The organism is Actinoallomurus sp. CA-150999 (assembly GCF_050942425.1).
GTDB lineage: Bacteria > Actinomycetota > Actinomycetes > Streptosporangiales > Streptosporangiaceae > Actinoallomurus.
Window position 1 is genome coordinate 11,027,002 of record NZ_CP192063.1, and the last position, 19,762, is coordinate 11,046,763.

17 protein-coding genes are annotated in these 19,762 nt (G+C 67.9%); 13 read left to right on the plus strand and 4 right to left on the minus strand.

Annotated elements, in window-relative coordinates; genetic code table 11:
- Positions 1–3 precede the first annotated feature (3 nt).
- Positions 4–1,890, minus strand: coding sequence for a phosphotransferase (locus tag ACQP2O_RS51045; protein WP_433177330.1), 1,887 nt, complete (start codon positions 1,888–1,890; stop codon positions 4–6).
- A 227-nt stretch (positions 1,891–2,117) separates the two neighbouring features.
- On the opposite strand from ACQP2O_RS51045, the gene ACQP2O_RS51050 reads away from it, so the two are divergent.
- Positions 2,118–2,636 (plus strand): NUDIX hydrolase, encoded by a 519-nt coding sequence (locus ACQP2O_RS51050; protein WP_433177332.1) that lies wholly within the window; start codon positions 2,118–2,120, stop codon positions 2,634–2,636.
- A 110-nt stretch (positions 2,637–2,746) separates the two neighbouring features.
- Here ACQP2O_RS51050 and ACQP2O_RS51055 read toward each other — a convergent pair whose 3' ends face one another.
- Positions 2,747–4,123 (minus strand): hypothetical protein, encoded by a 1,377-nt coding sequence (locus tag ACQP2O_RS51055; RefSeq protein WP_433177334.1) that lies wholly within the window; start codon positions 4,121–4,123, stop codon positions 2,747–2,749.
- Between the two features lie 154 nt (positions 4,124–4,277).
- Here ACQP2O_RS51055 and fxlA point away from each other — a divergent pair, with 154 nt between their 5' ends.
- The 5 genes from fxlA to ACQP2O_RS51080 all read left to right on the plus strand — a co-directional run bounded on the left by fxlA (position 4,278) and on the right by ACQP2O_RS51080 (position 12,096).
- On the plus strand, positions 4,278–4,457 hold the full coding sequence (gene fxlA / locus ACQP2O_RS51060; protein ID WP_433177336.1) for an FxLD family lanthipeptide: 180 nt from the start codon (positions 4,278–4,280) through the stop codon (positions 4,455–4,457).
- Between the two features lie 72 nt (positions 4,458–4,529).
- Positions 4,530–7,595, plus strand: coding sequence for a lantibiotic dehydratase (locus tag ACQP2O_RS51065; RefSeq protein ID WP_433177338.1), 3,066 nt, complete (start codon positions 4,530–4,532; stop codon positions 7,593–7,595).
- Positions 7,595–8,866 (plus strand): lanthionine synthetase C family protein, encoded by a 1,272-nt coding sequence (locus tag ACQP2O_RS51070; protein WP_433177340.1) that lies wholly within the window; start codon positions 7,595–7,597, stop codon positions 8,864–8,866. The genes ACQP2O_RS51065 and ACQP2O_RS51070 overlap by 1 nt, the downstream gene beginning before the upstream one ends.
- Entirely contained in the window at positions 8,863–10,926 is a 2,064-nt protein-coding gene (gene fxlM / locus ACQP2O_RS51075) for a methyltransferase, FxLD system (protein WP_433177342.1), read from the plus strand. Before ACQP2O_RS51070 ends, fxlM begins: the two co-directional genes overlap by 4 nt.
- 21 nt (positions 10,927–10,947) lie before the next feature.
- On the plus strand, positions 10,948–12,096 hold the full coding sequence (locus ACQP2O_RS51080; protein WP_433177344.1) for a hypothetical protein: 1,149 nt from the start codon (positions 10,948–10,950) through the stop codon (positions 12,094–12,096).
- Between the two features lie 180 nt (positions 12,097–12,276).
- On the opposite strand, the gene ACQP2O_RS51085 is transcribed toward ACQP2O_RS51080, so the two are convergent.
- Both ACQP2O_RS51085 and ACQP2O_RS51090 read right to left on the minus strand, forming a co-directional pair.
- Positions 12,277–12,768 (minus strand): NUDIX hydrolase, encoded by a 492-nt coding sequence (locus tag ACQP2O_RS51085; RefSeq protein ID WP_433177346.1) that lies wholly within the window; start codon positions 12,766–12,768, stop codon positions 12,277–12,279.
- 262 nt (positions 12,769–13,030) lie between these two features.
- The gene (locus ACQP2O_RS51090; protein WP_433177348.1) at positions 13,031–13,351 is read right to left on the minus strand and encodes a histone-like nucleoid-structuring protein Lsr2; all 321 of its coding nucleotides are present in this window, start codon (positions 13,349–13,351) and stop codon (positions 13,031–13,033) included.
- Positions 13,352–14,682: 1,331 nt separating this feature from the next.
- On the opposite strand from ACQP2O_RS51090, the gene ACQP2O_RS51095 reads away from it, so the two are divergent.
- From ACQP2O_RS51095 to ACQP2O_RS51125, 7 genes are all read left to right on the plus strand, one after another.
- On the plus strand, positions 14,683–15,540 hold the full coding sequence (locus ACQP2O_RS51095) for a NucA/NucB deoxyribonuclease domain-containing protein (protein ID WP_433177350.1): 858 nt from the start codon (positions 14,683–14,685) through the stop codon (positions 15,538–15,540).
- A gap of 6 nt (positions 15,541–15,546) precedes the next feature.
- Positions 15,547–16,065: a hypothetical protein gene (locus ACQP2O_RS51100; RefSeq protein WP_433177351.1), complete on the plus strand. Its 519-nt coding sequence runs from the start codon at positions 15,547–15,549 to the stop codon at positions 16,063–16,065.
- Positions 16,066–16,434: 369 nt separating this feature from the next.
- Positions 16,435–17,034 carry an HNH endonuclease family protein gene (locus ACQP2O_RS51105; RefSeq protein WP_433177353.1) on the plus strand — a complete coding sequence of 200 codons (600 nt, stop codon included), beginning with the start codon at positions 16,435–16,437 and terminating at the stop codon, positions 17,032–17,034.
- Positions 17,035–17,425: 391 nt separating this feature from the next.
- On the plus strand, positions 17,426–18,073 hold the full coding sequence (locus tag ACQP2O_RS51110) for an HNH endonuclease family protein (protein WP_433177355.1): 648 nt from the start codon (positions 17,426–17,428) through the stop codon (positions 18,071–18,073).
- 46 nt (positions 18,074–18,119) lie between these two features.
- A complete protein-coding gene (locus ACQP2O_RS51115; protein WP_433177357.1) occupies positions 18,120–18,326 on the plus strand; it encodes a hypothetical protein in 207 nt (68 codons plus the stop codon).
- Positions 18,327–18,417: 91 nt separating this feature from the next.
- Positions 18,418–18,603 carry a hypothetical protein gene (locus ACQP2O_RS51120; RefSeq protein WP_433177359.1) on the plus strand — a complete coding sequence of 62 codons (186 nt, stop codon included), beginning with the start codon at positions 18,418–18,420 and terminating at the stop codon, positions 18,601–18,603.
- A 650-nt stretch (positions 18,604–19,253) separates the two neighbouring features.
- Positions 19,254–19,676 carry a hypothetical protein gene (locus ACQP2O_RS51125; RefSeq protein ID WP_433177361.1) on the plus strand — a complete coding sequence of 141 codons (423 nt, stop codon included), beginning with the start codon at positions 19,254–19,256 and terminating at the stop codon, positions 19,674–19,676.
- Positions 19,677–19,762 lie beyond the last annotated feature (86 nt).

The window sequence follows — 19,762 nt, forward strand, 5'->3', positions numbered from 1 at the left end:
GGTTCAGAGGCAGTCGGCGGCACGCAGCCGGGCCAAGATGCGGCGGCCGCGTTCGACGAGCTCCAGGTCACCGTGCGCCGTGCCGTATTGGATACCGGAAACGGCGTCGAGCACGGAGTCGACGACGAGGCGTTCTTTCTCAGCGGAGGTGAGCGGCCTGCCGTAACCCGCCATGGTCGCGTCGTACAGGTCCGGACGGCCGGCCCAGGCGTCGGACAGACGTACGAAGTCGCGTACAGCGGGGCCCTCTTCGCTGCGCTCGAAGTCGATTACGTACAAGGTGCCGCCATCCCAGAGCAGGTTCCGCAGTTGGAAGTCGCCGTGCGTAGGCATGAGGTCGAGGTCGGGCAGGTGGGTGAGGCGTTTCGCCGTGGCGCGGATGAATTCCTCATCCCCGAGTGCGAGATGGGCGCGGGCGCCGTCAAGGTGCCGCTCTAGCTTTCCGAGGAGCACCGGCTTACCGGGGGTCGGCCGGGCAGGGGCGCTGCGGTGGATCGCGGCTGCGAGCGCACCGATGCCGTGGAAGATGCGCCGCTGCTCGTCGGGCGCGTGGACGACACCGTGCAGCGAGCGTCCCGGGACGGCGGTGATGACGATGGCCCGCAGCGCCGGGTCGGCGGCTACCAGCCGGGGTGCGGCCGCTCCCAGAGTCGGAACCCAGCTTCGGTAGGCGCCGACTTCCCGGTCATGGAAGCGGTCGTTTTGATGGATCTTGACGAACCACACGCCGCCCGCGACGCCCTGTGCTCGCCAGACATGACTGCCCTCCCGTGCCCAGGACACGTCCGACCAGTCGGCGATGCGCCCGACCGCCCGTTCGGCGAACTCGCACACTGCTGCCTCGGGGCGGTCCACGCCGACATCCCTCGCTTCGGGGATGTGACGGAGCCGGTCTGCCGCGGTGTCGTACGCGATCGGGTCGGCGGGCTGCTGGAAGTGGACGGCGAGCCGATCGCCGGCCCGGTAGGCGTCCAGTCCGGCCCGGCAATAGGCCACCATCGGGGAGGGCAGGTCGTCGAGCCGGTACCAGTCCATCGCGTCGCACACGGCGGGTTCGAGAATCTGGGGTGTTCCTTGCCAGCGCCGGACCTCGAAGAAGACGCCGATCCGGGCGCTTCCTCCGGGGCTGCGGTGGTGCACCGTGACGGCGAAGCGGACGTCGGCCGCCTCGATGGCCACGCCGGTCTCCTCCGCCGCCTCACGGATGAGCGCGGCGACGACGTCCTCGTGCGGGCCGTCCAGGTGGCCCGACGGCAGATGCCACAGCCCTGTGACGTAGACCTGCCCGGCCCGGCAGGACAACAAGACCTCAGGACCCGCGGTGCCGTCGCGGCGCAGGATCAGGTGGACGTCGACCGGCTCGGTGTGGCGCGGCTTCCCGCCGGGGTCAACCAGGAGCAGGCGCAGGTCGGCGGCGTCCTGTTGCAGCTGCTGTTCGTTCTGCCGACAGGGGTCGAGGAACGTGAGGGGGAGCGGGCCGCCCGGTGCCGGATCGGTCCCGGCTTCCCACCGCGGCGCGACATGCCAGTGGGAGTGGGGGACCGTGTTCCCGAACAGGAGGTAGTTCACCTTCAGCGGCTGGTAGTGACGCTCGATCGCACGGCCGAGCGTGAGAGCGTCGTGCCAGAACGCGGCGGCCTCTGCATCGGTGAGTTCGGTAGGTACCGCGGCGTGCCGTGCGGTGAAGATGACGACGCAATAGCCCCGCACATCCCCGGACCGCCACAGGTAGGCGTTCGAGACTTCCCCGGCGCGTAGCAGGACGCCCCAGCCGATGTCCTCGGCCGTATAGTCGACCGCGCACATCAGGCAGTCGATCCCCGCCCGATGGTCATCGAACCGCTCCAGCCACGCACCGGGTCCTTGTGCGCCAGGGGTGAGGGCACTCAACTCGCTTCCTCCTGATGTCGTGGAACCAGGGAGCTACCAGCTCAGCACGCGGCGGCTGGATCCGCCGCCGACTCGCGGCCGGCCGTCGGATACCGCGATGGTGCCCTCGCTGTCGGCTACCTCAACGCCGCCGCACGCGGTGCGGCGATGGTCGGGCGGTTCACGGCCAAAGCACGTTCGCGACGGCTTCCCTTAGGCGCGGACGGCATCGGCATAAGGTGAGCCAGGTGATTGACCAGATGAGCTTGGAAGCGGCGGTCGCCGATGCTCGCCTGGCAGTGTCTGAGTTCGATGACGCCCGGGCGTGGCTCGAGCACGCCCGGCAGGGACCGACGGAGCCGTTTGCGGCCGAGGTGTGGGTCACCGACCCAGCCTTCAGCCACATTCTGCTCGTGAAGCACCGCATGCGCGGTTGGGTGCCGCCCGGTGGCAAGGTCGAGCGTGACGAGACACCGCGGGCCGCTGCAGTCCGGGAACTCATGGAGGAGACCGGGCTGCGTGGTGAGCTGCTGGCTGTGCCTCCGGCTGTGGCCCTGCGGTCCTACCGGGCCGATTGGTCCCCGACGCTGGGTCTGTCCTATGCCACCGTCATCGGCCGTGACATACCGCTCGGCGGGGAGAACGGACAGCCGCCGAAGTGGATCGATCTGGACGAGGAGTGGGACAGCGTCTTCCCCGAGGACCGCGACCGCATCCGCGCGTTCGTGCGCCGGTTGGCGGCCGGACACACGGTCGGAGCGCTCTGAGTCGCGCTGGCTGTCCCTCGGGCCCGGGGCCTGGACGACTACGACGAGCTGATCGATCAGATCACCGTCGGCCGACCGGCGTCCTTACTGCTGAACCGCGCATTCTCCGGCTACGAGGCAAGGAGAAAGTCGTGGAGTTCAGCGGCGGCGTTGGGCGATCGCCGAGCGATGAGAGCGGCGACTTGACGGGTTTGGTTGAGGAGAAGCGGGACGCGAAGTTCGTTTGGGACACTGGAGATCGCATCACTGGCGATCTTGGCGGCTTGTGCGGGGTCGCCTTGCTCGGTGACGTAGCGGGCGCGGTCGAGCAGGATGAGGGGCCGGTCCATGGGGTCGTCGTTTGGGTATCCGGCGAGGGCTTTGGTCTGCTCGTTCCAAGCATGCGGGTCGCCGGTACGGCTGAGGACCTGAGAGCTGTACATGGTCATCTCGACGGCGGGAAACCCGAAGAACGGCTCGTTGGTCTGCGCCGCGGTGAGTTTGTCGAAGATGGTGTGGGCGATGCCGAGTTCGCTTCGGGCCTGGTCGGCGGTGCCGAGAAGGGCATGCGTGCGCGCGGTGAGCCCGGCGAGCTGGGCGGCGGGGGCGCTCGGCGCGGCGCCGAGAGTCGCGCGGGCACGGTCGGCGATGGAGATGACGCGTTGGGGGGCGGGGCCGTAGAACGCGGTCATCGCTTGGGCCATCGCGATCCAGTACCGCTGGGTGGTGTCGCCGGACAGGTCGGCGTATCGGCTGGCGGTGTGCAGCCAGTCGCGGGCCTCGCGGTCCTGGTCGAGGTCCGTGTACAGGGCGCCGACCAGCCCGCACAGACGGGAGGCGATCAGGTGGAGGTCGGCCTGGTGAGGGTAGCGGTCAGCGAGGCCGGCGATCTCGTCTAGGTCGGGGTGAAGGCTGGCCAGGAGGGTGGCAGGCGGGATGGTGCCGTAAGCGGCGACGTGGCCGGCCGCAACGTCAGCCCAGTGGTCGATGTCGGCCGCTGGTAGGACGCGGCGTAGTCCGGCTTCCATGCGGGAACGGGTGCCGTCCAAGCCGAGCAGCGGGGTGGCAGCGGCGAGGGAAAGGAACTGTCGACGCTCCACGTCGTCCTCCGGTTCGGTGGGCACTGCCGGAACCTGCGGTTGTCCTACCAGAGTAACGATCGGTTCGGGTTCTGCCAGCCCGAGTCGTTCTAGGGGGCACCGGAACCACAACGCCAGGTAGCGTCGGTAGTAGGAGCCGGGTGCGCTGTGCCCGTTCTCCCATTTGGAGTAGTTCGGGATGGACGGGGCGTTGTCGGAGCAGGGCTGCCCGTCATCGGCCGCCAACCCCCGAATCCCTGCGATGACGTCGGTCTGTACCTGGCCGGACGCCAGCCGCCACGCCATGAGCAGCGTGGGCGTCTCGGCCTTGAGGTGGATCGCCTGCACAAGTCGCCAGGGGCTCCAGCCCTCGGCGGTGGCCGTCACGCGCAGCTCCGCCGCGATCGCCTCGCGTCCCTGAGGGTCCACGAGCGCACCGTAACACCGTGATCCCTCCACGCAAGGGCCTAACGGGTTGTTGACGGGCCATAACCCGGTTGTGAGCAAGAGGCAATTACCGTCCGGCAGGCCACGCGGTTGGCTGAGGAGATGAATCGGCTTCCGGACTGAGGAGGAACTCACCATGGCCACCACTACCGCCAGCACGGCCCCGCTGACCGCCGAAGCCTCGGCGGACGCCGCCGCCGTGGCGGCGCTGCTCGACGGTCTCGACATCACGGTCGTCGAGGCTGGCCCAGCGACCGCATCGCGCAAGTGCTCTACGGACAACGGCTGCGACACCGTCGCCGGTAGCGACTGCTGACACCACCCTTCGCGGCTGGTGGGCCACGGCGTGCCTGCGGCCCACCAGCAACGATTCGCTAAGGAGCCAAGGATGCCCGCGTCCCCTCCCCAGCAGTGGTACGAGCCCGTCGACGCCGCCTTGTACCGGGCCGCGACCGGCTCCGGCGCGCTCGCGCCGTCCTGGTGGCCGGATCTGGATGAGGATTCTGGGCTGGACGAGGCGTGCCGGTGGATCGCTGAGGTGTGGTCCGACGCCCGCACCGCCGACGCGGTCGCCCTCGCCAGCCCGAGCCTCGCGGCCCGGATCGGAGAGATCTGCGCGGGACGGCCGGTAACGGCCGCCCAAGCACGAAGCGTTCTGGTATCCCTGGCTCGCTATCTGCTGCGCATGAGCGGTCGGCCCACCCCGTTCGGGCTGTTCGCGGGGGTGGCCGCCCTGGAGTTCGACGACGAGCCGTCGGTGACCTGGGAGCCCGGCCGGCAGTGGATACGGACGCAAGCACATGCGGTGTGGCTCGCCCAGATCATCGCCCGCCTCGAAGCCAACGCCGAGCTGCGGAGCCGTCTCCCTGCCACCATGAACGATCTCGTGTTCGAGCGCGGCGACCGGCTGATCGTCCCGTGGCAGCCCCACGGCACCGACCCGACCCGAACCCCGGCAGCGCAGGTATCGCTTCGACTGACGCCCTCTGTCCGCATCGCCCGAGAGCAGGCCCGCGTGCCTGTCGTCCTGGCCGACCTCGCCGGGAAGATCGCGGCAGAGTTGCCGGATCTGCCTGCCTCAGTGATCGACACGCTCTTGGCCCATCTGATCGGCTGTGGGGTCCTCATCACCGCGCTGCGGCCACCGTCGACCTGCCGTGACGGCCTCGCCCACCTACTGGACCAGCTCACAGCCGCGAACGCCGACACGATCCCCGACCTGCAACCGCTCCTCGCCGGCCTGGACGATATCGCCGCGCTCCTGGCCGACGGACGTCCAGAGGCCGGAGCGCGGATGCGGGAGCTGGCCGACGTCGAGCATCCGGTGACGGCCGACCTTCGGGTCGGCGGCCAGATGGTCCTGCCGCCGATCGTCGCCGCGGAGGCCGCCGCCGCGACCGGCGCGCTGGCCCGGCTCACCCCGCATCCGGACGGCGGACCGGGATGGAGGACCTACCACGAGGCGTTCTTGTCCCGGTTCGGGGCGCATGCCCTCGTCCCGGTGACCATGCTCGTCGACCCGGTCGCCGGGCTCGGCTATCCCGCGCACTTCACCGAACCCAGTGGAGATCTGCCGTCGACGCTGACCGTCCGCGACGCCCGACTGCTGCGACTGGCCCAACAGGCCACCCTCAACGGCGCCCGAGAGGTCGTCCTGGACGACGCGTTCATCGACGACCTCCACGACCCAGCCGCCCTACGGGTCCCGCCGCACCTGGAGATGTGCGCGCAGCTGTGGGCACCGTCGCTGTACGCGGTCGCGAACGGGGAGTTCCGGCTCGTGCTGTCGGCGTTCAGCCGGACCGGCACCGCGCTCACCGGACGGTTCATCGACCTGCTGGCCGAACCCGACCGGCAGCGCCACCACCGCGCCTACAACCGGCTGCCCACCGGTGTCGACGGTGCGATAGCGGCCCAGCTGTCGTTCCCTCCGATCCACGCCCATCTTGAGAACGTCGCCCGCGCCCCGCAACTGCTCCCGACCCTGGTCACAGTGGCCGAGCACCGGCCCGACGCAGGCGACCGGATCGCACTGGAGGACCTCGCGGTCACGGCCGACAACCACGGCATGTACCTGGTTTCGCTGTCGCGGCGGCGGGTCGTGGAGCCGATGCTCGCCAACGCCGCCGCCCGCCGCGTCGTGCCGCCGATGATCAGGCTGCTGTTCGAGATCCCTCGCGCCCGCCGCGCCGCCTCCTCCCCGTTCGCGTGGGGCGCGGCCCGCTGCCTGCCGTTCCTTCCGAGGGTCGTCTACGGCCGGACCGTGCTGGCAATGGCTCGCTGGTCGCTCACTTCCGACTCCCTACCTGCAGCGGGCCTGCCGGACCGGCAGTGGCGGGCGGAGTTCGAGGCGTTGCGGCATCGGGTCGGATTGCCCGACACGATCAGCGTCGGCGATTCGGACCTGCGGCTCCGCCTCGCCCTGGACGAGCCGATGGACCTAGCCATCCTGCGCGACCACCTGGACAAGGCCCGGACCTCAGCCTCCACGGTAATGATCTCCGAGGCGGGGACACCAACCGACCATGGCTGGTTTCACGGCCGCGCCCACGAGATCATCGTCCCGGTCGCCTCGACCCGGCCCGCGACGCCCGCCCCGAAGATCCTCGCGCGGCCCGGTCCACTGACCCTTCTCCGGCCCGATCGGGGTGTCCTGCCCGGCACCGGCCGGATCCTCTATGCGAAGCTGTACGGCGACCCGCAGACCTTCGACCTGATCCTCGCCGAGCACCTCCCCGAACTGCTCGCCGCGTGGTCGACACCACCGCGGTGGTGGTTCATCCGCTACCGAGACCCCCACCCACACCTGCGGCTCCGCCTCTACCCCGATGAGCACGGCACAGCGTTCACTCAGGTCGGCACGTGGGCCGAACGTCTCCGCGACTGGGGCCTGATCTCAGACCTGACCTTCGCCACTCACGTCCCCGAGACGGCCCGGTACGGCGACGGCCCTGCCCAAGAGGCCATCGAGGCGTTGTTCGCCGCCGACTCGGCCGCCGTCCTCGCCCAGCTGACGACCCTACGCGCAGACCGAACCTTGCCCTCGCTGGCGCTCACCGCCGCCGGTCACGTCGACCTCATCGCCGCCATGACGGGTGGCACCACCGCTGGGATGCGGTGGCTGATCGACCACCCGCGCAGCGGCCCGGCAACATCTCCCGGTCGTGACGTCGTCCGCCGCGCCACACAGCTGTCAGAAGCGAACGCGGTCGCAGCCCTCCCCGCCGGCGATCGCATCATCCAGGCATGGGCCGCCCGCCGAGCGGCGGCCGGAGCCTACCGCCGTCACCTGGAAACGGGGCTGCTGGAGGCCGCGCCGGTGATCTGGTCGCTGCTGCACATGAATCACATCCGCAGCATCGGGATCGACCCTGACAGCGAACACACCTGCCAGCGGATCGCCCGCGCCGTCGTCCTCGCCTGCACCCACCGCCCGGCCGGAAGAGGCCGCTGATGATCACCCTGTCCTCGATCGAGTCGCGCGCCGCCACAGCAGCCCAGGAGCTCGCCGACACCCTGGCCGTCCCACCACCGCACCTCGAGCACGCCGATCACGGCCCCGACAGCCCCCGCTGGCACGGCCAGTCACTGTCGCAAGGCCATGCCGGGATCGCGGTCCTGCACGCGCTGCGCGCCCGCGACGGCTCCGGCACCTGGGAGCGGGCGCTGGTCTGGTTTACGGCCGCTGTCCGCGAGCCCCTCGCAGCGGCGGGCGGCGCCGGCCTGTGGCACGGAGCGCCTGCCGTCGCGTTCGCGCTGCACACCGCCCCGATTCCTGGGAACGAGCTACTGCTGACCCGGCTCGACGCCGCAATCACCGCCATGGTGACCCGTCAGGTCGCCGCCGCCGACGCGAGAATCACGGCGCGACAACGGCCCGAGCCAGGCGAGTTCGACCTCGTCCGCGGGCTGACCGGTCTCGGCGTCTACCTGCTGGCCCGCCATCCCGGCAGCCCACATCTGGACGCCGTTCTCCGCTACCTGGTCCGGCTCACCGAACCGGTCCCCGCCGACGATACGGCCGCCATGATTGTGCCCGGCTGGTGGACCGGCCACGTCCCTGACGGCAAACCCACCCACGACTACCAAGACGGCCACTCCGACCAAGGGATGGCCCACGGCATCACCGGCCCGCTCGCCCTAATGGCGCTCGCCTGCCGTGCCGGAGTCACCGTCCCCGGCCAGATCAACGCGATCACCACGATTCAATCCTGGTTGGAGGACTGGAGGCAGGACGGCCCGGCCGGACCGTGGTGGCCCGAACGGATCACTCTCGCCGAGCACGCCACCAGATGGCCTCGCCAGAACGGCCCGGCCCGCCCGTCCTGGTGCTACGGAACACCCGGCATCGCCCGTGCCCTCCACCTCGCCGCCCAAACCCTGCACGATCCAGCCCGGCAGACCGCCGCCGAGGACGTGCTCCTCGCCTGCGTCACCGACACCGCCCAGCTCGCCCGGCTCGACACCCCGGCACTCTGCCACGGCTGGGCCGGGCTGATCGCCGCGGTCGCCGCGACGTCCGCCGACGCCACCACACCCGCCCTCGCCAACCAACTGCCCGCCCTCATCACCTCCCTCCTAGATCGCCTTGACCTCGACCCCGGCGAGCGTCCGGGCCTGATCGACGGGACGGCGGGCGTCGCTTTGCTCCTGCACAGCCTCACCACCGGCCAGCTCACGGGCTGGACGAACAGCCTCCTGCTCACCGGAACATGCCTCTCGTGACTCCCCACATCGGTACGCACGGCTGGCGGGAGATCAACGTCTGGTTCGCCACCTGGCAGGCAGCCCAGACCGCCGCCGACACGATCGGCCGACGCCTCGTTGACCTGGAAACCAGCGGGACGCTCACCCTGTGGTGGTTCGTCCGCAAGGGCGTCGAGTGGAGGATCCGGTACCTGCCCGAACCCGGCAAGGCCGAGACCACCGCCGAAGCGCTCGGCCGTACCCTCGACGAGCTCACCGCCCACGGCCGCTGCACTCGCTGGGCGCACACCATCTACGAGCCCCCCGCCGCCGCGTTCGGCGGGCCCGAGGCGCTGAACGTCGCCCACGTACTGTTTCACGCCGACAGCCGTCATGTCCTCGACCATCTGGCCCGCAGAGGCGGCCACCAGCGGGAACTCGGCGTCCTGCTCACCGTCACGATGCTCCGTGCAGCGCGCCGCGACTGGTACGACCAAGGCCAGGTGTGGGAGTTCCTCACCCGACAACGCACCATCCCTGCGCAGCCACCGAAACCCGCCGCGACCGCCGCGATCCACCAGCTTCTCACCGCCGACCCTGCCCCGGGCAGGCTCGGAGTCCCGCTCGCCTGGTTCACCGCATTCGAACACGCCGGAGCCACGCACTTCGACCTTGACCGGCGAGGCGTCACCACCCGCGGCTTGAATGCCATACTCGCCCACCACATCCTGTACGCCTGGAACCGGCTGGGTCTGCCCGAGCCAGTCCAGGGCGCTCTCGCCCACATCGCCGCCCGTCTGGTGTTCGACGACGGCACCACCCCGACAGCTCCTCCGAAGGCCGCATGTCCTGAACCGGTGACGGCTAACGTCACAGCGGTGACCGCAGATACCGCCGACTCCGTCGCCTCCGATCCCGCCAGCCTTCGGAACGCCCTGGCCGACCGCATCCTCAGCCTCGGCACCTTCCGCACCGCCGCCGTCGAGGCTGCGTTCCGGACCGTCCCGCGCGAGCTGTTCCTGCCCGGCGTCGACCTGGCTGAGGCGTACGCCCCGAAGGTCGTGGTGACCAAACGCGCCCCCGAGGGCACCGCCCTGTCCTCGGCGTCCTCCCCTAACATCGTCGCCAGCCAGGCCGAAGACCTCGACGTCCGCCCAGGGCACACCATCCTGGAGATCGGCGCGGCGACCGGCATCAACGCCGCGCTCCTCGCGGAGATCACCGGGCCGCACGGCCGCGTCGTCACCATCGAGATCGACCAGGACCTGACCGACGGAGCCCGCGCCGCCCTCGACAAAGCCGGATACTCCACGGTCACCATCATCTGCGGCGACGGCGCCGCAGGCTGGGCTAAAGCAGCACCCTACGACCGAATCATCGTCACCGCCGGAGCCTGGGACATCTCCCACGCCTGGTGGGACCAGCTCGCCCCCGCCGGGCGGATCGTCGTCCCGATCCGCCTGCACGGCAGCGGACTCACTCGCTCCCTCGCCCTCGATCTCCAGCCGACCGGCGAACTGGCCGGCAGCTACACCCGCGTCTGCGGGTTCGTGCCGATGCGCGGCGAGTCCGCCACCGACGCCACCACCACCGTCCCGCTCACCGATCAGGTCACCCTCAACACGGCCACCGCCGAAAGCCCCGACGAGTCCGCCCTGGCCCAGGCACTCACCCACCCAGCACACACCCACTGGACCGGCATCAACGTCACCGACCACGAACCCGTCGAACACCTCGACCTGTGGCTCGCCACCACCACCCGCGGATTCGCCCGCCTGTCGGTGAGCGCGGACGCCCGCAAGGCCGCCATCGCCGACCCGGCCCTGCGATGGGCCGGAGCCAGCCTGTACGACGGCGGCACCCTCGCCTACATCACCGCCCGCCAACACGGCCCTGTCTCCCGCGAGATCGGCGTAATCGCCCATGGACCCGACAGCCGCCGCCTCACCGCCCGGCTCGTCGAACTCCTACAGGACTGGAACCACACCAGACCCGCCCGGCCGATCATCACCGCCCACCGCGCCGGGACCCCCGACGACGAGCTCAGCCCCGGCGTCCGAATCGAACGCCCCGACACCCGCCTCACGATCACCTGGTAACCACGCTCAGAGGAGACGCCAATGGACGCCCTACCCGATCCGCCGCCATCGCGTCTCGCCGAAATGGCCGCGCGCCGCTTCCCGCTCGTCGCGCGCTCCCAGGTCATCTCCCGGCCACTCATCACCCGCATCAGTCAGATCGAGGCCCGCGCCGCACAAGCCCAGCAGCGCGGGCCCGACAGCCTGCTGCGCGCCGCCGAAGCCCTCAACCTCGCCGCGCTCTTGGCCAGTGACTGCGGCGACGCCGACCTCGCCCGCACCCTGTGCAGGCAGCAGTTCGACCTGTTCCACGCCGCCCGTCCCCATCCGGCGGCCACCACCCAACTCGCCCTCCAGCCCGTCATCAACCTCGCCCGCCTCCACACCCGAGCGGGCGACGGCACCACCGCCTTCGCCCTCCTCCACCAACTGTTCGCCGCCGTCACCAGCAACACCACCATCGACATCGACGGCCATACCGCCGACCTGTCCGACCTCACCCGCTCAGACGACGACCACAGGCAGATTGGCATCTGGCTGTGGGAGATCCTTATCTCCGACGGGATGCGTGCTTTGGCCCGCGCCAGCCAATGGGAGAGCGCCCGCACCCACGCCGAGCAGCTCCGCGGCATCGGACGGCAGCTCGGCGACGGCCGCCAGATCGCAGTCCTCGCCCACATCTTCAACGACCGGCCCGCCGACGCCCTCGGCCTACTCCACGACAGCGACCTCGCCGACCCATGGGAACAGACCGTCGCAGCCTGCCTGACCATCCTGTGCCAACGCGTCTTTGGCCGGCCCGCCAACGACGCCACCACCCAGATGATCGCTTGCTATCTCGAGCTCCACCATGATCTGACCCTCGTCACCGTCCTCGGCAGACTCGGCCTCGCCGTCATCGACCTCCTCCACAGCGACCCCGACGATCACACCGCCCAGATCCTCCAGCGCCTGGCCGATGTCGCGGCGGCACCCGGCGGCGGATACGCCGCCCGCGACCTTCTCCAGCACCCCGCATCCACACGTCTGTCCGCTGCACAGCGCGACGAGCTCACCCAGACCGCACGAACGGCGGGCCTGGGTATCGGCTCGGTCCCCGACGAACTCCTCACCCGGCTGCTCACCGCCGTAAAGATCAGCAAGGCTGCCCTCAACAGCACGTTTCATGATGGCCGGCGCGCCATCGCGTGAGCACCGCAACCATCCCCCGGTAGCCGCATCCGACAAGATCACGACCAAAAAACACCCAGGGGGAGCACCCACGCACCTGAAGATGATCACGCGAAGGCAGGGATGATGTACGGCCAGAGGTCTGCTCCCCGCGCACGCGGGGATGGTCCCTACCGGATGACGATCAGCCTGACGGATGCGCTATGGCCGTTCGGCAGCGGAGGTCTCGGCGGTTCCGAAGATCGCTCCGTTCAGCAGGTTCGTCATCACGATGCCTTCGCGCCGCATTCGGTTTTCGATCAGCTCCGGGTCATAGGCTGCGGCGCCTGCGTCGTTGAGGATCGGCATGTCGGTTGGGTGCGGCTCTACGGCGCTCCACGGCATCTGCTGGACGCTGGACACGTGGTGGCCGTGGAAGTCCTTCGGCACCTGGAGGGCGTGCTTGCTGTGGTAGGCCCACATCATGAAGTGGTGGCCCGGCCCAAGAATCTCATAGGCCCCGGTCAGCTGCAGATCCGTGACGTGGCAGCCGGACTCCTCAACGGCCTCGCGTCGTGCCGCCTCGACGATGGGCTCGCCGAACTCCACTTTGCCGCCCGGCAGCAACCAAAAGCCCGCGTACGGGCCGTGTTCCTGCCGAACAAAGGTCACCGTCTCCTCTGGTCCGGGAATCACGACCAGCGCTGCGGTCACCACCCGTCCTGCCATTCCGGTCCTGCCTCCACTTCGCTTCGGCCCTACCGCAGCGCCAGAGTCTACGAGCGCCGCGCATAGCACACCTCGCCATCTACAGACCCGGCCAGCCCGAACATTCTCGCGAGTAAGCGGACGGCGCTCCCGCTGTGGACACCAAAAACTCCCACGGGCACCAGGGGAACCCGTTCGGCTTTGCGTGTCATTCCAGAGCAACACGCCACAGCACGGGAGTCCTCGGCGTCCGCAGGAGTCCTTAGTATCAGTGCGCCAGTTCGTACTGTTCGACGACCGTCGCCGGGATACGACCGCGTTCGCTGACCTCGATTCCACGAGCCTTCGCCCACGTGCGGATGTCCGCGCTGCGCTGGCGGCCAGAAGCTACGCGACCTCGAGGACGCTGGATACCGCCGGCCCGCCGTGCATGATCCACGAACGACGATAGACGATCACGCAGTATTCCCGCATTTTCGGCACTGAGATCGATTTCATAAGCGACCCCGTCGATGGCGAAGGAGACAGTCTCTTCAGCTTCACTGCCATCCAGGTCGTCAATGAGGCGTTTAATGACCTGCTCGGCCATATTTATTCCTTCCTCGAAAGTTTCCCGGTAACGATGATAGCTAACATAGCATCGAATGCCAGCCCTATGCGCTAACACCATTGACCAACCTAAAGTGAGGCCCGCATGGGACACGGCGCACGACTGAAGTAATAGGAAGTACGGTCAGCAAAGATCGATGTTGATCCGCGCCTACCGGCATTCGGTCACAGCCATACCGCCGGGTCCCGCACGTCGAGATCGACTGGGCACAGTCTGGCGCTCGGTCAGCGATTGATCGCACCTGACGAAGCGGTTACGGCCTAAAGGCGGCGCTAGATGTCGGCGCCGAACATGCGCTGCCCGAGGCTTTCGCCGGGATGAGATGGCCGCGCCGGCCGCCGACGTTCGGAGTCGCCCTGCCACCCGGCTACAACCCATGCGGGCGGGTGCGGATTCGCGGGCGTTCGCCCCGCGCCGTCAACCTCGGTTCGGTAGCGTTCCGGCATGCTCACAAACGGTGACCCGTTCCCTGAGGACCTGTTGCTGGGCGGATGTCATGCCGCGCATCGCGTTCATGGCATGTGGGCCCTGTGCGTCCGGGTGCCTGGACACGAGCTTCCTCATGTCGCCGGTGACGGTATCACCGTGCTCGCAGCCTGGACCTGAACCCGCAAGAGCCGCAGATACCGATCCCCCGCACCGACGGGGAGTGGCCGGCGCCGGTGTGGGCGAGCCCCGTGCCGAGGGTCGTCACACCAGGGCGGGTCGGCGGCGGGATCAGCCTCCAGGACCACGACGGCGTATCGGCTGTCGACTGTGGCTCTACGGGTGACTTTTGCCCCACCTGGTGCCGACCCCAGAGTGATGGGACTCCCGAAGCTCCGGCTCGGGGGTCAAGGTCGGGCTTCGTCATGGTCAGCCGGTGGGCGGCTCGGCGCGGGCGGCCAGGCGCTGGGCACGGCGAGGATGCCGACGTCGATAAACCCTTCCTTTCTCGGCATAGTCGCGCAGCTTCATGTTCCCTAAGAACGCAGAATATCCCGATATGAAACGAATTCATACCCCCCAATATTAGGGATAGAGCGTCAGGGTTTTCCACGATGTACCATCAGGCTCGAAAACGTGCATGATCAATCGATCGATGGCGACAACCCCCAAAGAGAGGAAACCCCCCGGTGCGAAATCGACGGATACCGCTGCTGATGATCGGACTCGTATCGACGTTAATTGCCGGGACATCTCCGGCATCGGCGACGCCTACACCCCCACCCGGCGCAGCCAGCACCCCCGCCGGCGACCACGGGTCACAGGTGGTGACCACATTCGAAACAAGCCGGGCGGTTCACAAGGGCCGTCGGCAGGAACCGGGCGTGGCAGCGTCCGCGTCAGTTGACTGCCCGAAAGAGTCCCGAACGACCGCCTGCGATGAGATCTACGGATCTGCCACGCTTTATCACAACGGCCAGGTGGAAGGCCACGCCAGGCTGAAATTCACTGTCGGGTGGCACACGAGAATCAACAGCCCTCACTTCCGCGGGGAACTCACCGTCGAGGTGCTGAGTGCGGACTTCAGCGGCGCCACCGCGACGGTCACCGGCGGGTGCGGCTCCCCCTGCTTTTCGACCGGGTCCGCACACGGAGCCGTCATCCCGGGTCACTCGTTCGAGGGAACCCTCGAGTTCGACGACGTGACGAACAACGTGCACACCAATCTGCCGAGTCTGACCATGCAGGTGCACAAGCCCGGCTACCCCGGCGCCCCTGCTTCGGGGAACCTGGGCACCACGGTCCGTTGCGACGATCTGTTCAAGGGCCGCTCCGCCGGATGCGTCATCAACGCCTTCAACCCGACCCTCAAAACGATGAGCGGGCTGCCGCACATCGCCACCCACATCCGCAACATCCAAACCCACGGGCCCAGCCACTACGGCATGCCCGGCAGCGGCCACCCGCTGCACCGGCTCTCCGGCAAGTCGGCCATCACAAAGAACCGCCGCGCCGTCTGCGGCCGTAAAGTCACCGGCCCCCCACCCAAGCCCGACCTCACCTGCGACGAATACCCCTTCGCCAGCAGCCACGAAGGCGGGACCGCGCTCCCGAAAACCGAGCGCGGAATAGCCTGGGTGCCCGGCGCCGAGCAGAGCAGCCAAGGCGGCCTGATCAGCGCGTTCTACCAGGAGAACCGCATCCTGGACGATGGTCGTGACGCGTTCTACGTGGAGGTCTGACCAGCCATGACGATCCGGGCCCTGCAGGTCGAGGTCTCCCACGGCCAATACATCCTGCAGGGCCCAGACGCCCAGCTGGGAAACCCGGTCTTCAAAGGCGGCAACGGCCTGGTCTGGGCCGGTGAAGGCACCGCCGTCGTGATGACCGGCCAAGACGACGGCACCATCGCACTCACCATCGACACCTTGGCCGTTGAACCCGAACCCAGCCTCGAGGGCTGGGACGACGTCGTCGATACCAGCATCACGATCACCGGCGACACGCTCACGATCTACGGGCCGGTCTACCTCGACGACGCGACCGTCATCCCCCTGCCCGCAACCACCGCCCAGACCGGCACCTACCGGCTGCGAGTCCACGTCCGCGGCCGAGACGAAGGACGCGAAGCTGGCGAGGTCTACGCCGACGAAGGCGAACAGATCCTCGAGCACCACCTCGTCCTCATCTGGCCCGCCCCCCACGCACCCGACACACCCCTGAAACTCACCGATGGCGTCGGCGCCGAAATCCGGGCCCGAACCTGAAACACCAAGAAGCGCCGGGAACAGCCGGCGGGGACATCGAGCAGGCCTTCACCAACCCCGGCCGGCCGTTGGGACGGTCGATCAGCCGTCGTTCTCTTCCTGTTCGTGTCGATCGGCGGCGGGCTGCCCACGCCGGTCAAATCCGGTCATCGTCGTTGGAGATTCCGCGCGTCGCGCGATGACCTCCGGAGCGACGCCGTAACAGCTTCATGCACCCGGCTGTCCGCAAGCGGTCAAGATCGACTTTTGGGTCTTCACGTGGTGATCATCGTGTGGTGGAGTTGCGCTGCGAATCTCATGCCGGGGAGCGGGACCACGACATGAGGAGGATCCGCGTTGAGACGATCCGTATCGATGGTCGCCGTTGTCGTGATCGGGCTGGCCGGCCTGGTCGGTTTTTCTGACGCCGCGTTCGCTGACCCGCCGACGGCTCCGCCCGCCTCGACCGCGCGTACCCAGCTCGCGGCGCTCACGGTGGCCAGTCCGCACAGCATGACCGGATATGCCCGCAGTAAGTTCTCGATCTGGGCTAAACAGCCCGACGGGTGCACCACCCGCCAAGACGTTCTCGCCCGTGACGGGAAGAACGTCGTGGAAGGCAGCAACAACTGCCAGCCGACCTCCGGCTCGTGGTACAGCGCCTATGACGGCAAAACCGTCACGGTCGTCTCCGATGCCACGATCGACCACGTGGTTCCCCTCGCCGACGCCTGGCGGTCCGGCGCCGACCAGTGGACCACCGCGCAGCGCAAGGCGTTCGGCAACGACCTGACCGACCCCCAGCTCATCATCGCCTCAGAAGCGTCCAACAGCGCCAAGGGCGACCAGGACCCCTCGACGTGGAAGCCCAGCAATACCGGCTACTGGTGCCTGTACGCCCGCCAATGGATCGACGTGAAAACCATCTTCAAACTCACGACCACCAGCGCGGAAAAGTCCGCACTGTCCGGCATGCTCGACCGCTGCTGAGACGAAACCACCCGCACGCCGGCACCAGGATCGCTAGCCTGTCCTCATTCCCCCCAATGGTCAGGCACCTGGTGCCTGTGCACATAATCGCGTGTCCCGTCTCTTCGGCCAGGGAGGCGGGACACCTTAAGCCTCGCGTCTCCAACCGGCCAGGCGGCCGGGACTCCCCCCGTCATCGGCCATCCCAGGTAGCCGGCGACGACAGTCTTCCCCGAGCCGACGAGCTCGCAGCCTCGTGGCCCGGGCCGGCCGCATCAACCTGAATTCCAGGGATCGACCTCCATGAGAAGCCGAGACACCAGAAGCGGACAGTAGTCACTCATTGACAGAGAGTGTCTGCCTGGTGATGCTTGACGGGCACCGACGCATCGCCCCCTGGAGGTCTCCCCCGATGCTCGCCATTCCCCATGCCCGCAAAGCTGCGGCTACCGCTATAGCGGTCGCCGTCACCGCCGCGATCGTGTTGCCCGCGACGGCCGCTTCGGCCGAGCCACCCGAGGCACCGCCGGCCGCGATCGCCCGTAAAGAACTCGCGGGCCTGACCATCACTACGCCGCACTCGATGGCCGGATACTCCCGCGCGAAGTTCCCGCACTGGATCACCCAGCACGGCACCTGCGACACCCGCGAGGTCGTCCTGCAGCGCGACGGCCGGGGCGTCACGACCGACGCCCAGTGCCGAGCGATCTCGGGCACCTGGGTGAGCGACTACGACGGCAAGACGTTCACCAGCGCATCCCAACTCGACATCGACCACGTCGTCCCGCTCGCGAACGCCTGGCGATCCGGCGCCGACACCTGGACCACACCCCAGCGCCAGCGCTTCGCCAACGACCTCACCAACCCACAACTGATCGCGGTCTCCGCCTCCAGCAACCGCGCCAAAGGCGACCAGTCACCGGACCAGTGGAAGCCACCACTGACCTCCTACTGGTGCACCTACGCCCGCATGTGGACGCACATCAAACACCTGTACGCCCTCAACGTCACCCAGCCCGAGGAGACCTCGTTGAACACCATGCTGGACACCTGCACCTGACATGGAAGAACTCACCTCACGCTTCACCGCCGGGCCAGGCGGCGTGATGACCGACGACGTCGGCGTCATCACCGGCGACCTGGAACTACGCACCAGCCACACCCCCGACGGGACCGTGACCATCCAAGTCCGCTACGCCGGCGCCGACGAGTGGTACCGCCTCGGCGCCGCCGACGTCACGCTGCACGACGAGCGTGACCACCAGGCGGTACACCAGGCTCTCCTCGGAGTTCTACACCGCCCGGCAGGCTAAACCGGGCGAAGGACGCTGCGGTGATCCTTAGATGCGTGAACTCGACGAGCTGATCAACATGGCCGATCCGGCCTAGCCCGAGCTGCATGAGGTGCTCCCGGCCAGCGCGAATCCGCTGGAGGCACTGCCGGCCCACCACGACGAGGCTCGCCGGTGTCTGCTGCGGATGCGGGTCGCCGCACGATCGGTTCTCGGCGCCGAAGAGTGGTACCGCATCCGCGCCACCGACATCACCCTCCACGACCCGCGCCATCACATCGCCCATCCGCAAGCCTAGAAAGTCCGGAGCCAAGGCACCGCCACACGGCACCTGAACTCCGAGCCCGCAGCAGGTCGACCGCAACGATTACCGCCGTGACCAACGCCGTGGGCGAAGGCGCTCCGCGCGTATGCGGAGGTGGTGCCGCCTTGTAGACGCCGTTCGGGTTGATGACGACGTGCTCCCCGCGCACACGGAGATGGTCCCGACTACCCGATCATCGTGACAGGTGGCGCCTTGCGCTCCCCGCCCTCGCGGGGATAGTCCTTGCCGCTGGCCCCAGGATCTTCGGGTTGTGCTCCCCGCACACGTTCGTGGGGAGCACCGAGTCGGGAAGAGGAATGTTCGAGCTCGGGGGGCCATCCCCGCGTGCGCGGAGAGCAGCTGCTCCTCTATCTCGACACCATTCAGCCCGCGGCACCATCCTCGCGAGGGCACCCGCTCCGCGCGCACGCGTGGATGACCCTTCCGCTCACACCTGCAGTAGAGCTAGATCAATAGTAACGACGTTCGCCATATAGGCAGACATGTACTTTATTGATCGATTCACAAAACATGACTTTCTGGACACATAATCGACACCAGTAAAACGTCTTTAGATATCGGGTAATGTCACCTCCACCATCGGACGACAGCAGCGTCATCCGGACTTTGAAGAGGCGTTCACGGTGATCAAAGTAGCGGCGGCGGCCGTCACGGCTGCAGCGACAATCGGCGCACACGCCACACCCGCCAAGCTGGCGGCATGGCAGGAACTCTCCACCCCGATCCCGGATTCATCGCAGGGGCTGAACGCCCGAGGCAATGATATGCCCTATCGAAACTGGGCCGAGCTGGACAACAGGGCCATCACGATCACCTTTAGTCCCAACGGGGACTATTTCGACGTCTGGTACAACAGAACGGTAATACCCAACCGCGTTAACATGTTCTGGCGATACACAAACAGCAACATTGGACACAGCTCTGAATATTTCCACACACTCGGTCACCGCAGGTTCGATCAGTGGAACATCGAGGAACATCGCAATATTGCGTTCGGTGTCTGCGGCTACGATCGGTGTAGCGGAGCCGTCTACTACAACGGATAACATCCATCTTTCACCGATGGCCCGATCGTGGATCGTGACGCTATCTCACGCCGTCCGAAAAAAGGTGCTCGCCCAGCACCGACGCG

Coding starts and splice junctions, on each gene's coding strand:
- fxlA (WP_433177336.1), top strand. CDS start 4,278: ATGGCCACCACTACCGCCAGCACGGCCCCGCTGACCGCCGAAGCCTCG.
- ACQP2O_RS51065 (WP_433177338.1), top strand. CDS start 4,530: ATGCCCGCGTCCCCTCCCCAGCAGTGGTACGAGCCCGTCGACGCCGCC.
- ACQP2O_RS51070 (WP_433177340.1), top strand. CDS start 7,595: ATGATCACCCTGTCCTCGATCGAGTCGCGCGCCGCCACAGCAGCCCAG.
- ACQP2O_RS51080 (WP_433177344.1), top strand. CDS start 10,948: ATGGACGCCCTACCCGATCCGCCGCCATCGCGTCTCGCCGAAATGGCC.
- ACQP2O_RS51090 (WP_433177348.1), bottom strand. CDS start 13,351: ATGGCCGAGCAGGTCATTAAACGCCTCATTGACGACCTGGATGGCAGT.
- ACQP2O_RS51100 (WP_433177351.1), top strand. CDS start 15,547: ATGACGATCCGGGCCCTGCAGGTCGAGGTCTCCCACGGCCAATACATC.
- ACQP2O_RS51110 (WP_433177355.1), top strand. CDS start 17,426: ATGCTCGCCATTCCCCATGCCCGCAAAGCTGCGGCTACCGCTATAGCG.
- ACQP2O_RS51115 (WP_433177357.1), top strand. CDS start 18,120: ATGACCGACGACGTCGGCGTCATCACCGGCGACCTGGAACTACGCACC.